The 14,302-nt window shown below is 54.4% G+C and carries 15 protein-coding genes; 4 read left to right on the top strand and 11 right to left on the bottom strand.

Annotation, left to right across the window (positions count from 1 at the left end; translation table 11 throughout):
- Nucleotides 1-2: 2 nt before the first annotated feature.
- The gene (locus AAIG26_RS13490; RefSeq protein WP_343180717.1) at nt 3-1,112 is read right to left on the bottom strand and encodes an alkene reductase; all 1,110 of its coding nucleotides are present in this window, start codon (nt 1,110-1,112) and stop codon (nt 3-5) included.
- Nucleotides 1,113-1,212: 100 nt separating this feature from the next.
- Between AAIG26_RS13490 and AAIG26_RS13485 the strand changes: the two genes are divergently transcribed.
- A complete protein-coding gene (locus tag AAIG26_RS13485; RefSeq protein ID WP_343180716.1) occupies nt 1,213-2,124 on the top strand; it encodes a LysR family transcriptional regulator in 912 nt (303 codons plus the stop codon).
- Between the two features lie 255 nt (nt 2,125-2,379).
- On the opposite strand, the gene AAIG26_RS13480 is transcribed toward AAIG26_RS13485, so the two are convergent.
- Entirely contained in the window at nt 2,380-2,919 is a 540-nt protein-coding gene (locus AAIG26_RS13480) for a carboxymuconolactone decarboxylase family protein (RefSeq protein ID WP_020455012.1), read from the bottom strand.
- 122 nt (nt 2,920-3,041) lie between these two features.
- Here AAIG26_RS13480 and AAIG26_RS13475 point away from each other — a divergent pair, with 122 nt between their 5' ends.
- On the top strand, nt 3,042-3,974 hold the full coding sequence (locus AAIG26_RS13475; RefSeq protein ID WP_343180715.1) for an AraC family transcriptional regulator: 933 nt from the start codon (nt 3,042-3,044) through the stop codon (nt 3,972-3,974).
- 77 nt (nt 3,975-4,051) lie between these two features.
- Here the strand turns inward: AAIG26_RS13475 and AAIG26_RS13470 are convergent, their stop codons facing one another.
- From AAIG26_RS13470 to AAIG26_RS13450, 5 genes are all read right to left on the bottom strand, one after another.
- A complete protein-coding gene (locus AAIG26_RS13470) occupies nt 4,052-4,342 on the bottom strand; it encodes an antibiotic biosynthesis monooxygenase family protein (RefSeq protein WP_017459230.1) in 291 nt (96 codons plus the stop codon).
- Between the two features lie 115 nt (nt 4,343-4,457).
- On the bottom strand, nt 4,458-5,393 hold the full coding sequence (locus AAIG26_RS13465; RefSeq protein WP_020455009.1) for a GlxA family transcriptional regulator: 936 nt from the start codon (nt 5,391-5,393) through the stop codon (nt 4,458-4,460).
- 11 nt (nt 5,394-5,404) lie between these two features.
- A complete protein-coding gene (locus AAIG26_RS13460) occupies nt 5,405-6,604 on the bottom strand; it encodes an MFS transporter (protein WP_343180929.1) in 1,200 nt (399 codons plus the stop codon).
- A gap of 39 nt (nt 6,605-6,643) precedes the next feature.
- Nucleotides 6,644-7,405, bottom strand: coding sequence for an SDR family NAD(P)-dependent oxidoreductase (locus AAIG26_RS13455; RefSeq protein ID WP_020455007.1), 762 nt, complete (start codon nt 7,403-7,405; stop codon nt 6,644-6,646).
- A gap of 29 nt (nt 7,406-7,434) precedes the next feature.
- Nucleotides 7,435-8,250, bottom strand: a complete 816-nt coding sequence (locus AAIG26_RS13450; RefSeq protein WP_160268840.1) for an SDR family oxidoreductase — start codon at nt 8,248-8,250, stop codon at nt 7,435-7,437.
- A 215-nt stretch (nt 8,251-8,465) separates the two neighbouring features.
- On the opposite strand from AAIG26_RS13450, the gene AAIG26_RS13445 reads away from it, so the two are divergent.
- On the top strand, nt 8,466-8,789 hold the full coding sequence (locus AAIG26_RS13445; protein WP_017459235.1) for a hypothetical protein: 324 nt from the start codon (nt 8,466-8,468) through the stop codon (nt 8,787-8,789).
- 522 nt (nt 8,790-9,311) lie between these two features.
- Nucleotides 9,312-10,850 (top strand): carbohydrate porin, encoded by a 1,539-nt coding sequence (locus AAIG26_RS13440; protein WP_343180712.1) that lies wholly within the window; start codon nt 9,312-9,314, stop codon nt 10,848-10,850.
- Between the two features lie 42 nt (nt 10,851-10,892).
- Here the strand turns inward: AAIG26_RS13440 and chbG are convergent, their stop codons facing one another.
- From chbG to chbA, 4 genes are read right to left on the bottom strand one after another with little or no spacing between them, the layout of a single operon-like run.
- Nucleotides 10,893-11,651, bottom strand: a complete 759-nt coding sequence (gene chbG, locus AAIG26_RS13435) for a chitin disaccharide deacetylase (protein ID WP_343180711.1) — start codon at nt 11,649-11,651, stop codon at nt 10,893-10,895.
- Nucleotides 11,652-11,663: 12 nt separating this feature from the next.
- Nucleotides 11,664-13,019 (bottom strand): 6-phospho-beta-glucosidase, encoded by a 1,356-nt coding sequence (locus AAIG26_RS13430; RefSeq protein WP_020455003.1) that lies wholly within the window; start codon nt 13,017-13,019, stop codon nt 11,664-11,666.
- A 54-nt stretch (nt 13,020-13,073) separates the two neighbouring features.
- On the bottom strand, nt 13,074-13,913 hold the full coding sequence (chbR, locus tag AAIG26_RS13425) for a transcriptional regulator ChbR (protein WP_017459239.1): 840 nt from the start codon (nt 13,911-13,913) through the stop codon (nt 13,074-13,076).
- 13 nt (nt 13,914-13,926) lie between these two features.
- Entirely contained in the window at nt 13,927-14,274 is a 348-nt protein-coding gene (chbA, locus tag AAIG26_RS13420; RefSeq protein ID WP_343180710.1) for a PTS N,N'-diacetylchitobiose transporter subunit IIA, read from the bottom strand.
- Between the last annotated feature and the right edge of the window lie 28 nt (nt 14,275-14,302).

Here is a 14,302-nt window from a genome sequence, read left to right as displayed (position 1 = left end):
CTTTACGCCTCGTCGGTTTTGTAGAACGGATAATCGGTATAGCCTGCGCTGCTGCCGCCAAAGAGCGTGGCGGGATTGTTAACGACCGCTAAGGGAAGGTGATTCCTGAGCCGGTACGGCAGGTCAGGGTTGGCAATGAACGGGCGGCCAAAGGCAATCAGGTCGGCCAGACCCGCCTTAAGGAGTTTGTCCGCTTTGTCCTGGGTATAATTTCCGGCGACGATAAGCGTGCCGCTGAAGGTGGCGCGTAATGTTTGACGAAAATCATCAGGCACCTGCGGGGCATCGTCCCAGTCCGCCTCTGCCAGGTGGATATAGGCGATACCTCTCTTTTCACACCATGCCGCCAGCGCGAGGATCGCGTCAATCACCTGCGGATCGTTCATTCCGCGCTGGGTGATGAACGGGGAAAGGCGTATGCCCGTGCGCGTATTGCCGATAGCGTCGCTGATGGCTTCCAGCACCTCCTGCGCGAAACGGATCCGGTTAGCCAGGCTGCCGCCATACTCATCGGTACGTTTGTTTGATGTCCGGCGAAGAAACTGATCGATCAGATAACCATTACCGCCGTGCACCTCAACACCATCAAAACCGGCGTTAATGGCGTTTACTGCGGCCTGCCGGTAATCAGCAATGATCTGCTGAATATCGGCCTGCTCAAGTGCCCGCGGCACCGGACAGTCGACCATATGTCCTTCACCCTGCTCATCCACCACCCATACCTGGGCATCGGGCGCGAGCGCAGACGGCGCGACCGGTTTGCCGTCTTTATGGAAACCCGCATATGACATGCGCCCAACGTGCCAGAGCTGGGAGAAGATAATCCCGCCTGCACGGTGAACGGCTTCGGTGGTGAGCCGCCATCCTTCAACCTGCTCAGCGGAGTGCAGGCCAGGTGTCCAGGAGTACCCCTGCCCCTGAGGTGAAATCTGCGTGGCTTCGGTAATAATCAATCCCGCGCTGGCACGCTGCTGGTAGTAAGCCGCCATTAATGCGGAAGGAACGTTTCCCGGCTGTAACGCCCGCGCCCGCGTCATCGGCGCCATCACGATCCGGTTTTTCAGGCTGAGCGCCTTCAGGTGGTAGCTCTCAAAAAGTGTACGATTTCCCATTTTCTGTCCCCCGTAATGAATCTTTAAAAGCACTTTACGCGGCGTCAGATATTTTGATAATGGCATTAAAATATGATTCTCTTTTCAGGATTACTGAATAATGGGAAAGCTTGAAGATATGGCACTGCTGGTTGCCGTGGTGGAGGCGGGCGGGCTTTCAGCCGCCGGTCGCCGGATGGGGCTTTCGCCGGCAACCATGACCGCAAGGCTGAAGGCGATTGAAGAGCGTTATCAGACCCGGCTATTCCACCGCTCCACCCGCGCTATTACCATGACGCGTGCGGGTGAAGAGTTCTATCACGCTGCACTGCGCGTACTGGATGAAATGAACCATGCTGAGTCGCTGCTTACGCAAAAAGAAGGGGTGCTCAGCGGTAATATCCGCATTTCGGCCCCCTCCGATTTTGGCCGACAGTATCTCAGCCCGGCCCTGCTTGATTTTTCCCGACTGCATCCGGCAGTGAAAAGCTCGGTATACCTGGGCGAAAATGTCGCCGATCTGGTCGCCAATCGTCTGGACATGAGCATTCGCTTCGGAAACCTGCCAGACAGCAGCCTGGTCGTCAGAAATATCCGCCCGAATCACAGGGTACTGGTCGCTTCCACTAACTATCTCCGGACGGCAGGCACACCAGCGGCCATTGAGGATTTGCACAGCCACCGATGCCTTGCGCTGGAACTGCGCGGAATGGTCATGAACGAATGGCGTTTTGAGCATGACGGTAAACAGAGCGCAGTACGCTTTACCCCAGCCATGGTATGCGACGATGGCGCGCTACTCCGCCAGTGGGTGCTGGCGGATGCGGGGATTGCCAGCAAGTCATGGTGGGATGTAAAACGCGATGTGGAACAGGGGAGGGTGCACCTGCTGTTTGCTGAAAGTTTTATTGGGTTCAGCCGCTTTGATAAAAAAAATGTCGGGCTGCAATTTGTCTATCCGCAGCGACGGTTGCAGCCGCTGCCGGTTACCGCCTTTACCCAGTTCTTCATTGACTGGCTGGAAAATGAGTAAAACTCGCTGACCAGCGCCCGGTTTTTTAACTCGCCGTTGCGTTAGTCATGGGCGTTTTTGCACTCAGCAGATGATCGCATAACGTACATCGTGCTCATTGGTCAGGGATGTTCATTATCGCGAAAGGTATGAGTGAGTCTTTTGTGGTTGTGGTTCGCGATCGCTCTGCCAGGGCGGCATGATAACGACGTATGGGGCCGGGAAACGGGAAGTAAAAACCAGGCTTCCCGCATAATGGGGAAGCCTGGCGGAGCGTTACAGTGCGGCGGCTTGCGGGAAATCCACAACCGTGTCGTTGACGCGGTTAATCATATTGGTAAACAGAATGGCGCTGATAGCGCTGATTATCTCGACAATCTGACGATCCGCGAAACCGGCGCTGCGCAGCGATTCAACCTTTTCTGCCGGCAGCGTACCGTGCGTGGTGACCACGGTTTTTACGAATTTCAGCAGCGCGTCAATGTGCGCATCTTCAGGGAATTCGCCACGGCGCAGCTGTTGCGTTTGTTCCACGCTATAACCCGCCATTTTTCCTGTTAACGTATGCGCGGCCAGGCAGTAGTCACAGCCGGAAATTTCACTGACCAGTAAGTTGATTGCTTCCAGCTCTTTTTTATTCAGCGAACTTTTTGCCAGTGCGGCATTATGTTGTAACGCCTGAGCAAGCATATCCGGGGCAATGCCAATGGTCTGGTAGGCATTAGGTACTTTACCCATCGCTTTCTTAATGGCACCGAAAAGATCGGCGGTTTTATCGGTAGCGTTTTCGGGTTGAATGGATGTTAAACGGCTCATGATTATCTCCTGTCAGTGTATGGGTTCCGCCGTATCGGCGATGTGCTCATCATAGGGAGATAGCTTGCGGGTAACTGTTATACATCGTCTCTATTTTTTGTCTTATCGTCTCAGAGGGAAGTGTGGATAGCCTCAGCCAACTGCTTGCGATGCTGGCGCCACTATGCGCTGTAAACCTCCACTGCCGCTTTGCCGGGCGGTGGGAAGCCGACCATCAACAACTCGCGCCTGGCGTGGTGCCCTGGCATGTGGTTTTGCACGGCGAAGCGAGGCTGGTGGTAGAAGGCAGAAATGTGGATGTGTGCGCAGGCGATGTGCTCCTGCTTCCCCACGGTTCGCCGCATCTGCTTCAGAGCCTGGTTGAGTGGGGGCAGATTGTTCCGGCGCTAAAGCATGACAACGGCATCCTGACAGAAGTCCGAAGCCCGGCGAAGGGCGCGGCGGTGGAAGTGCTGTGCGGTGAATTTGATTTTGGCCCGCACAGCGGCTGGTTGTTTGCCCATGAAAGCCGCCTTATTCATCTGCAAACAAACCACTGGCAGGCGTGTCCTGAACTGGAAATGTTGCTGATGATGCTGGTGCGGGAAAGTCTCGGTTCGTTGCCGGGGAATGCGACGATTGCCAAAGGGCTGGCCGATACGCTGCTGGCGCTGATCTTGCGTCTGTTGCTCGCACTACATGAGCCGCCCGCCGGTCTGCTCAGGCTGATGAGCAATAAACGGCTTGCTCCCGCGTTGCTGGCCGTCATCGCCGATCCTGCGCACCCGTGGACTCTGGAAACCATGGCCGAACGATGCTTTTTATCCCGCGCGACATTTGCCCGCTATTTTGCCCGCAGCTATCCGCTTACGCCGCAGGCGTGGCTTTCCCAGCTGCGTATGGCGATGGCCTCGCAGTTACTCATTACGCACGCGGGGTTAACTATCGACGCCATCGCCGAACGATGCGGGTTTCTTTCGCTGTCCTCGTTTTCGAAAGGGTTTAAGCGGCTGTATGGTGTGAGCCCCGCGCAATACCGAAAACGCCGAACCCATCTGCAAACGCCTCAGCCATAGCGGCTGTGCATGCAAAAACGGGCTGGCAAAAATCGCCAACCCGTTTAAAGATTTTGCTCACTGAAAACCATCAATGATTAAGCACCGCTGCTCAGGGTCATGACGTTAAGATCGGCGAGCCCGTCAATGGCGCTGACTAACGCCCTGAATGGCGCGGCCTGGCTGTGTTGCTCCAGCATTTTTGCCGATGCCCAGCGCTCAATCATCACGAACTGGTGGTCGTTTTCACGGTTGACATGTAGCTGATAAGAGAGACAACCCGGTTCGCCCTGCACATCGCGTTCAACGGTTTTAAGCGCCCCGGCCACCTTTTCACGGCTACCGGCATGGGCGGTAATGGTTGCAACAACCGTTACGGTATCGTTCATTTTATGCTCCTGATTTCATGAGAAAGTTCAGGTTAGTCTACGCCGCCTGCCAGCATAAAAAACCCATTTCTGGCATTAGCTCTTTCACCGCAGGAATGAAAATCGGTATGAAACCTCAGCGACCGGTGCGCAGCGACTGCGGCGGGATACCGTAACCACGCACGAAAACTTCCCGCATATGGCGACGATCGCGAAAACCGGCTTCACGGGCAATTGTATCCAGCGAAAGCCGGCTTTGCTCAATCATCAGCCTCGCCGCTTCCAGCCGTAATCCTTCAATCGCTTTCGCTGGCGATTTGCCCGTCTCCTGGCGAAACAGGCGGCTGAGCTGGCGGGCGCTCACGTGAACCGCATCGGCCAGCAGTTCCACCGTCAGCGCTTTTTTCAGATTATTGCGGGCGTACTCCAGCGCGCTTTGCAGCCGATCCGAGCGCGGTGCCAGCGCCAGCATTTCAGAGTGCTGCGTCTGCCCGCCGGAGCGGCGTTGATTCATCACCAGCCGGTGCGCGACGACACGGGCTGCCTCGGCACCCAGATCTTTTTCCACCATGCCGAGCGCCATATCCAGCCCGGCCGTCATTCCGGCGGACGTCCAGATACGATCATCAATAATAAAAATACGATCGTCTTCAAGCTGAACGTCAGGATGTTGCAGCACCAGGCTTCGGGCATGCGCCCAGTGCGTGGTGGCGCGCTTTTTCTCCAGCAAACCTGCCTGCGCCAGCACAAATGCGCCGGTGCAGATCCCCGCGATGCGGCGCGCCTGTAGCGCGGTGGTTTGCAGAAAGTGAACAATGCCAGCGCTGGCCGGTTCATCCACGGGCGACAGCACACCCGCGACCAGCCAGGTGTCGATTTGCGTGACGCTTTCCAGCGCTCGGGACTCGACGCCAATACCGGATGAGGAATAAACAGTGCCGCCGAATTCTGAGTAGACCGTTGGCTGATAAAATGCTTCACCGGCAACCATGTTGGCGAACTCAAACACCGTCAAGGTGGACAGCGCCAGCATCTGAAAATGGTCGGAAATAAGTAATCCAATTTTGTGCATCGCGACACCCTTTAACATGCGCTGGCGGCCTGCAAAGCCTGGCTCCGAACACGTAATCGTTCAGAGATCCATAAGCTGATAAGCGCCAACAGTAAAAACAGGACTGCGCTTAGCATCACACCATAAAAGCCGAACAGCGGATAGAGCCATGAAGCGACCGCCGAGCCAAAACCAATGCCGCAAAACATAAATGCGCTGGTCAGGGCGAGCGAGATCCCGCGTGTCGCCGCCGACGCGATCTCGACAATCCGCCGCTGCTGGGTTGGCCACAGAAGATCGGTAGAAAACGCCCACAGCACCAGTAACAAATAGAGCAGCGCCAGCTTACCGGGCAGGATCATAAGCAGCAGCATATCCAGCACCAGCATAGTGATGCCAGTGACCAGTAACCGTTCGGCGCTATAACGGCGTGCGGCGCGGCCAACAAACAAGTTCCCCAAAATCCCGGCAACACCAATCACCGTCAGCGCAACCGAAACACTGGCGGTATCGCCCTGCCAGCGATCACGGATCATCGGCGAAATAAAGGCATACATGTCATACACGCCGGAGGTAATGAAAAAGACCACCAAAAATGCCGCCAGCGATTTGCCATCCATTAACACCTGTCCTACCTGGCGTAAACGGATGTCCACCCCTTTAACGATGTTCGGCACCGAGAACCAGACGGCCAGCGAGGTCAGCACACTCACCAGCGCGACAAGGGCAAATAACGTTCTTGCCCCCAAACCATTTGCGATCCACGCCGCCAGCGGAATGCCAACCATACTCGCCATGGAGACGCCGAGCAGGATCGTGGCAATAGCGCTGCCGCGTTCATGTTGCGTGACGAGTTCCGCGCCGAGCGCCACCAGCACCGGGCCAATCAGCGATGCGCCCAGCCCCATCACCACACGGGAGATAACCAGCGCGGTGTAATCGGGGGCGATGGCGAAAATAAACGCCCCGAGGCCGAACACCAGCATCCCGGCCAGCACCTGGTATTTGCGCATCATATGACCCAGAAACACCTGCGCCAGCGGTGCGCTGATGGCAAAGGTCAGGCCGAAAATAGCGAGTAAACGCGCGCTTTGACCATCGCTTAACCCCCATTCATGGGAGATGGCGCTCAGGCTGCCCGCTACCGATAGCGCCCCCGTGGCCTGAATAAAATACGCCAGGCTCAGCGCCCACAGCGCGCGTCGTTGCGCCAGAGATAACCGATTATTCATCATTCACTCCCGCTGCGGGGCCCAGGCCCCGCAATTCGATTACGCCACAGGGATCGGGTTGTCCACCATCGCCTGGTTAAAGGCGTTGACCATCTCATGTTCGTTCGCACCAGGGTTGGCGCGCGCGGGCAGCACACTATCGACAATGGCTTCAATGGTATCGGTGCCCAGCTTGTCGAAGGTCTGCTGGATAAAGTCCGGCAGCGGCATCGCACGGGTGTCGCCACTTTTATAGATCAGGTCGGTATCCACCCACGGCGGCGAAATTTCGATAACCTTGATGCCAAAATCCTTCAACAGGAAGCGCTGGGACAAGGTGTAGGAGTGGATCGCGGCTTTGGTCGCCGAATAGAGCGCGTTACTGACGAGAGGTAAGAACGCCAGAATCGAACTGTTATTGATAAGTACCGCGTCCGGCTGCTTTTTCAGATGCTCAATAAACGCCGCGCTTACCCGCACTGGGCCTAACAAGTTGGTGTCTAATAGCGTGGTGGCCATCGCGTCATCAAGTTCCCCGGCGGGGTTGTCGAACGGCATAATGCCCGCATTGTTGATAACCACGTTCAGCGCCGGGTAGCGCGACAGCACCTCATGCGCCGCCGCTTTGATGCTTGCGGCCTGCGTGACGTCCAGCACCACGGAATCCATGCCTGGGTTGGCTTCTGTTACGCTATCCAGCAGCGCTTTTCGCCGTCCGGAGATGATCACTTTATTGCCCAACTGGTGAAATTTTTCCGCCATCGCGCGGCCAATGCCTGAAGTGCCGCCGGTAATAAAAATCGTATTGCCTGTCAGTTTCATAAAGAAAGCCCTCGGTTTGAAATGGATGTTCAGTGCGTGGTAGCCGGGCGGTAGCGCTCAGCCGGTACGTTGCTGGAGAGGTTGGGCAGCATGGCCTGTCGGCGCTGTTCCATTGCCTGCCAGTCCGCGTCGTTGTGCAGTGAGGGGATGGTGACAAGCTCACCCTGCGCGAAGCCAACCAGTGCGGCGTCGACCAGGTCGTAAGCACTCATCACAATGGATTTATCCAGCTGTTCCAGCGGCAAACCGCCGTTGTCCCAGAAAGGCGTTGCTGTTGCGCCGGGTAACACGGCCTGGATCTGAATGCCTTTCTCCGCCAGCTCATGATGCAGCGACTGGCTAAACGCCAGCACAAAGGCTTTCGTCCCGCCGTAGACCCCGTTCAGCAGTTCCGGTGCGATGCCGACAATCGAGGAGATATTGATAATGGCGCCCGCGCCGCGTGCCACAAAACCGGGAACGACCGCGTATGTGAGGCGGGTCAGGGCAGTAACGTTGAGGTTAATCATCGCCTCCATCTGATCAACATCGCTGGATAACAGCGGCGTGTGTGTCCCGACGCCGGCGTTGTTCACCAGCAGCGTGATGCTGGCATCCTCACGCAGCTTCGCTTCCAGCGCCCGCAGTTGTTGGGCATCGTTTAAATCGGCGGCGACGGCTTCCACATTGCGGGCGGTATCTGCCGTGATGTGGCTGGCCATCTGGTTCAGGCGGTTTTGGTTACGGGCGACGATAATCAGGTCATAGCCCATTCTGGCCAGGCGGTTGGCGTAAATCGCGCCAATACCGGTTGATGCGCCGGTGATAACAGCCGTGCCTTTGTGTGGTTGTGTAGCGATGGTCATGCGAGACTCCTTGGGTTCAGCAATGAATGCGATGGAAGCATCATAAGCAAACCCTGCATGTCTTAAATGACGTTTATAGGCGTGATTTGGGACATCTGGTGACGTCTGTCGCCGTGTTGTTTTCACTGCAAGCCTCAGGCTTGTCGCGTGCGCTTTTCAAAGGGCGGGCGGAGAGTTGTCTACGCTTAAAAGAAACAGCATGGTGAGGAGCGCGGATGAGCAAGAAGATTATGCAGGAGTACCTGGTGCTGGGTGGAAAGCATCATGGCGAGGTGTGGCGCGGTGTTTACCCGGCCATGGGGCTGAACTTATCAAAGCATGATGAGCGTTACGGGCAATTTTTCGACCGGGAAGGGCAGCAGAAAATCGAGCTGTCACGCAAGGAGCAATATTTCATTTCTGAATGGATCTCCCCGCAAGGCCAGACTTTTTTGTTAGCCACGGCGGAGGATCTCACAGAATTTGATATTGAAGAGGAGATTGAACGGATTACGCCACCGCTGCGTCCGCTCGATGGCGCGGTAGAGGACTGGATTTAAGCGTTGGCGAAAAATCCACGGTGGCACGTGGATTTTTTCAGGATGGTTATATTGGCGACAACGCAGTTATCCTTTTTTTTATTCCAGTACGCTGCTTATATTTCCTGATATTTCATAAAGCCTCTATAAATCCTTCGCGTTACGTAATCCATTTATCACTATTATTAGCTGAGCCTTTTAAATGACAGGTTAATAATAAAATAAAACTTTAGGATTATATTATTTCCTGTTAGGAATGCCGTTTACAGAACAATGTAATATCTTTTTGTTTTCGCATTAATTTTGCGAGATAGATCAAATAGAGTGGAATTCACAGTGGACACCAATATTCGCTCTGCATGACTATTGTTATCGATGTAGCACCTCTGCGTCATCTCCAGGGAATATTTGAGATAATAATTAGAATTTTGCTTATTAAGCGTTCTCCCGCTTCTTCATGGTTTTTATTTATGAAGAAGCGGATTTATTCACGTAACGCATGCCACTCACTTATTTGCTTGCTATTTACAAAGGGAATTTTCAATGAAGAAAACATTGCTTGTGCTGTTTATCCCGGCCATCTGCGGTAATGCCTGGTCGCAAAGCCTCACGTTTGAACAGCGCCTGGCACAGCTGGAAAAACAGTTACAGGAAAATGCCGTTGAATTATCACAGACCAAAGCGGCATTAAAACAGTATCAGGAAAGTGAATCCGAAAATAAAAGTAATAAACCTGTAACGACGGTCGTTAATAAACAAATCACAAACAATACAGCAGCGGAAAAAACAGCGCCAACGCTGAAAGAAATTAGCAACTTTGTCAAAGAAGATATCGGTTTTACCTATTCCGGCTATCTTCGTTCCGGTTGGGGCGCTGCCAGTCATGGATCGCCACAACCTTATGCCGTTGGATCCGTCGGACGATTCGGGAATGAATATTCCTCGTGGTTCGATCTGCAATTCAAACAACGCGTCTACGACCAGAATGGAAAAACAGCCCATGCGGTGGTGCTGTTCGACGGCAATGTGGGTGAGCAATATGGCGACGCCTGGTTTGATAAAGATGCAGAAAGCCGACTGCAATTTTCTGATATTTACCTGACCACAAAAGGGTTTCTCCCCTTTGCGCCGGAAGCGGACTTTTGGGTCGGTAAACACAACTTACCGAAATATGAAATCCAGATGCTGGACTGGAAAAGCCACCTCACCGAGAGCGGCGCGGGTGTGGGCATTGAAAACTGGCAACTTGGCGTAGGGCAGATCAATGCCGCGCTGGTGCGTCAGGATTTGAATGCCCATGCGGTGAACTATCCTGCCGCCAGCGAGGCGCTGCAGGTGAATACCAATACGCTCGATGTGCGCTACAACAATATCCCGCTGTGGGATAACGCGACGCTGGCTCTGCTTGCCCGTTATTCGGTGGCAAACAAATCCGACACTTATAAAAACCGTGAGGATAACGGCAGTTACTACAGCATTAAAGACGCGTGGCTGGCCGGTGTGGTTGTTCGCCAGGCGCTTAGCGCGGGCGGTTTTGAGGAGTTTACCGTACAGGCGGCGGATAACTCGCTCGCCAGCGGCTTTGCTCAGCCATTTGGCCCCAGCCCAACGTATGGTTATGGCGACAACTACTATGGCGAGCACAGCTACGGTAAAGCGTTTCGCCTGATCTCGCAGGGCGAAGCGTACCCGTTCTCCCACGTGGTAATGGCGCATGCGCTGATCTACTCGGCGGGTAACGATATTTACAGTTACGATACCGGCGCGCATACGGATTATCACAGCTTCCGTGCGGTGGTGCGCCCGGCGTGGATTTGGGACAGCTATAACCAGACCGGGGTGGAGCTGGGATGGTTTACGCAGACCAACAAGCAGCAGGGTGTGAGCTACCATGAGCAGGGTTATAAAACTACGCTCTACCACGCGCTGAAAGTCGACACCAGCCTGCTGGCTTCGCGACCGGAGATCCGTTTTTATACGACGTATCTTCGCGCGCAGGATAACGGCATCAGCCATTTCCAGTTTGGCGATCAGAAAAAGGATCAGCTAGCGGTGGGCGTTCAGGCCGAAGTGTGGTGGTAACAGCTCAAGGTTGCGGCGCAAAGGCGCGCCGCAACGCGTGGGTTAAATATCGAGAAAGCTCCCCAGCCGGTAGCCGCGCTCGGCAATTGCATATTTCAACGACACCGAGGTTAGCACGTCCAGTTCCGTTAAGCGCGGGTAACAGTAGCTACTCTGGCGCACGGTGTTATCGATAAACGCCGGGTGGCACATGATCTCCAGCGAGCTTTCTTCTCGTGCGTTAGAAGCATCCAGAGCCTGTAAAAAGAGCGCTTCGGAAATCGCTTCGCCGTAAAACGCACTGCTAAAACCCTGGGTCGTGCGCAGTGAGGCGGGTAGCCCGAAATCTGGCGGCAACGCGGGGCGATCGATGCGCAGTGGCACGCCGCGCTGTGTGGCGAACGCTGCGACGATGGGCAGGATCTGCGGGATCATATGCACATGGTGATGGCTGTCCAGATGCGTCGGTTCCCGGCCAAACAGGGCGATAAACCGTTGATACTGTGCTTCCAGTTCACCGGCTATCTCTTCCAGCGGTAGCGCATCCTCCTGCGCCAGCTGCCAGATCCATTTCCCCAGTTGCCCGTCACGCGTAAGTCCGGGCATGGGCGTCAGCGGTTTACCTAACGTCAGCGCAAAGTGCATGCCGACGCCGAGCAAGGGCTCGCGCTGACTCAGCCCGGCGGCATGTTCCACCGCATCGCCGTTGACCAGCGCGGTCGTTGAGGTGACAACACCATGGCGAAAGCTGTCGATAATGCCGTAGTTCTGCCCTTTGCTGAGACCGAAATCATCCGCGTTAACAATCAGTAAGCATTCCATAGCCCGTCCCGGTTAATGATGTTCAGCTTTCAGTTGCGCAAGGGTACTGGCAAAGTTTGGCAGCCATTTTTCGTGGGCGAGCAGCATTTCGCGCGCCAGGATTTCCGCGTCGCGATCGGAGTGGATCAGCGGGCTAAGGCTCAGCGCCAGCAAGACATCGTTCAGCTCGCCGCTGAGTGCCGCTTTGCTGGCCGCCACTTCAAAACCTTTAATGGTGTAGATAAGCCCCAACACTTTCTCATCAAAGTGGGTGACGCGCGGGTGCGGTGTTGCGCCGTTGCGCCCCAGCGTACAGGTCATCTCTACCGCCCAGTCCGCCGGGATATTGTCGATATGCCCGTGATGCGGAATATTCACATAGTGCTCGGTTTGCTTATCGTTATAGATAGCGTTGATCACTTCACAGGCCGCATCGGAATAGTACGCGCCGCCGCGCTGTTCAAGCTCTTTCGGTTTCACCTTCAGCTCAGGATCTTTGTACAGCTCAAATAGCTGTTTTTCGACTTTCTGTACCACCTGCGCCCGCGCGCCACCTTTGTAGTACTCGCCCATCTCAATCGCCAGCATCTCTTTTTGCTTAAAGTAATAGAGCAGATAAGAGCAGGGCAGCAGGTTGAGTGAGCGGATCAACCCTTCGCTAAACGGCAGGTCAAAAATGTTCTTCACCGAGGAGGCTTTCAGCCTGCCGGAGGCCACACCGTCGAGCAGCTCCGCAAAACGCGATTCACCATTAACCAGCACATCTTTAATAAACACCATGTGGTTAAGGCCAAACAGATCCATGGCAACATCATCGCTACTGCTAAGACCCAGCACGTCATGAATAAACATCTTCATGCCGACCGGAATATTGCACACGCCGATAAACTTTTTAAAACCGGTGTGGCGATACACCGCTTCTGTGACCATTCCCGCCGGGTTGGTGAAATTAATCACCCACGCATCCGGGCAGATCTCCTCGACATCTTTGATGATGTCGAAGATAACCGGAATGGTGCGCAAACCTTTAAACAGCCCGCCCGCACCGTTGGTTTCCTGACCCAGATAACCGTGACTTAGCGGAATACGCTCATCCAGCTCGCGGGCTTTAAGCTGGCCGACGCGCAGTTGCGTGGTGACAAAATTTGCCTCGCGCAGCGCTTCACGACGGTCCAGCGTTTTAAACAGTGTTAGCGGGATGCCGGCTTTATCAATCATGCGCTGGCAAAGATCGAAAATAATATCCAGCTTCTCTTTTCCGTCCTCAACATCGACCAGCCATAATTCGGTGACCGGCAGTTCGTGGTAGCGCTTAATAAACCCTTCCAGTAATTCCGGGGTGTAGCTGCTACCGCCGCCGATGGTGACGACTTTTAATTTCTGCTTCATGATTTCTCCCTTCGTGTCAGACACGGTGGTGTAAAACGTTCAGCCCGCACGCCGTTACTGGTTGATTTCCGTTAACCTTTTTCGGTAGCTATTGGGGGTGAATGAGGTCATTTTCTTGAATGTTTTAATAAACAGGCTTGGGCTGCTGTAACCCGACTCATAAGCAATATCGGTGACGGAATAGTTGGTCATTTCCAGCTGCTTCTTGGCGAAATCAATGCGGATTTCATTGATGATCTGCATCGGCGTTTTGCGGTAATAACGCCGGGTGGCGCGGGTCAGATACTCCTGCGATTTCGCCGCCAGCTGCACCATATTTTCCATCGCGTTTTCGCCAAACTGCGTTTTATCGTGCATTGACTCAATGGTGGTTTTTAACCACTGCGGCGTGTCATCCACCACCTGCTCTTCACGGTAGTGGCGCAGGCGGTTAATGACATAAAAGGTCACCGCCTCGATAAATTCGTCCAGCCCGGTTTCGCGGAAATTGAGTGAGGCGATAACGGTTTCCACATAGCTCAGAAAAGCGCTGCTGGCGCGGTAGGCCTGCGAGGCGACAAAACAAAATGGCAGCAGGGCAAGATAATGCTGTTCAAAAAAGCGTTTGCTGATCCCCACATTGAGTATCCGCGTCGCGCCAAATTCATAGAAACTTTGGTGGTGCGAACCCAGCGGGATAAAAACGAAGTCACCGCGTTCAAGCAGCACGCGCTTACCATTAATCTCCTGGTAATAGCGGCCGGTTAATACCAGCGTGAATTCGTAGTAGTCGTGCTGATGCAGCCCGCTGGCGCTCTCCGTCTTGTTGTAGATAAACACATGGAAATTTTTACCGTTAAACAACTGCTGTTCATGAACGGTTTTGATCCCCAGCGTGTTGATCGAAGGCTGCATTATTCACTCCTTGTTATTTCAGTATTTCGTGAAGCTCAATCAGTTCCGTTATCAGCTCGCGCGCCAGCATTGATGTCATCAGATGATCCTGCGCATGCACCAGCACCAGGCTCACTTTCATCCGGCCTTCGCCCTGATCGCCCTCAATCAGTTTAGTCTGCACCAGGTGTGCTTCGTTGAGCGCCAGCCTTGATTGCTCCATCAGCGCTTTTGCGCCGTCAAAATCACCCTGTTTAGCCTGTTTCAGCGCGGTGTAGGCCAGGCTGCGCGCGTGCCCTGAGTTAATGATTAAGCCCATCACCACTTCTTCCAGCGCATCGGCCGGGGTGGTGCTCTCCAGGACGGTATCGAATTCGAACATCGTTGCTCCTCGCGTGGTTTCCGGCGGG

Source organism: Kosakonia sp. PSU_27 (genome assembly GCF_039409795.1).
Lineage (GTDB): Bacteria > Pseudomonadota > Gammaproteobacteria > Enterobacterales > Enterobacteriaceae > Kosakonia.
Note: the sequence above shows the minus strand (reverse complement) of the source record. Positions and strands in the feature narration are given on the sequence as shown.

Bases quoted from the DNA above. Each gene is read 5' to 3' on its own strand.
- AAIG26_RS13490 (WP_343180717.1), bottom strand. From the start codon at position 1,112: ATGGGAAATCGTACACTTTTTGAGAGCTACCACCTGAAGGCGCTCAGC.
- AAIG26_RS13485 (WP_343180716.1), top strand. From the start codon at position 1,213: ATGGGAAAGCTTGAAGATATGGCACTGCTGGTTGCCGTGGTGGAGGCG.
- AAIG26_RS13480 (WP_020455012.1), bottom strand. From the start codon at position 2,919: ATGAGCCGTTTAACATCCATTCAACCCGAAAACGCTACCGATAAAACC.
- AAIG26_RS13470 (WP_017459230.1), bottom strand. From the start codon at position 4,342: ATGAACGATACCGTAACGGTTGTTGCAACCATTACCGCCCATGCCGGT.
- AAIG26_RS13465 (WP_020455009.1), bottom strand. From the start codon at position 5,393: ATGCACAAAATTGGATTACTTATTTCCGACCATTTTCAGATGCTGGCG.
- AAIG26_RS13460 (WP_343180929.1), bottom strand. From the start codon at position 6,604: ATGAATAATCGGTTATCTCTGGCGCAACGACGCGCGCTGTGGGCGCTG.
- AAIG26_RS13455 (WP_020455007.1), bottom strand. From the start codon at position 7,405: ATGAAACTGACAGGCAATACGATTTTTATTACCGGCGGCACTTCAGGC.
- AAIG26_RS13450 (WP_160268840.1), bottom strand. From the start codon at position 8,250: ATGACCATCGCTACACAACCACACAAAGGCACGGCTGTTATCACCGGC.
- AAIG26_RS13445 (WP_017459235.1), top strand. From the start codon at position 8,466: ATGAGCAAGAAGATTATGCAGGAGTACCTGGTGCTGGGTGGAAAGCAT.
- AAIG26_RS13440 (WP_343180712.1), top strand. From the start codon at position 9,312: ATGAAGAAAACATTGCTTGTGCTGTTTATCCCGGCCATCTGCGGTAAT.
- chbG (WP_343180711.1), bottom strand. From the start codon at position 11,651: ATGGAATGCTTACTGATTGTTAACGCGGATGATTTCGGTCTCAGCAAA.
- AAIG26_RS13430 (WP_020455003.1), bottom strand. From the start codon at position 13,019: ATGAAGCAGAAATTAAAAGTCGTCACCATCGGCGGCGGTAGCAGCTAC.
- chbR (WP_017459239.1), bottom strand. From the start codon at position 13,913: ATGCAGCCTTCGATCAACACGCTGGGGATCAAAACCGTTCATGAACAG.
- chbA (WP_343180710.1), bottom strand. From the start codon at position 14,274: ATGTTCGAATTCGATACCGTCCTGGAGAGCACCACCCCGGCCGATGCG.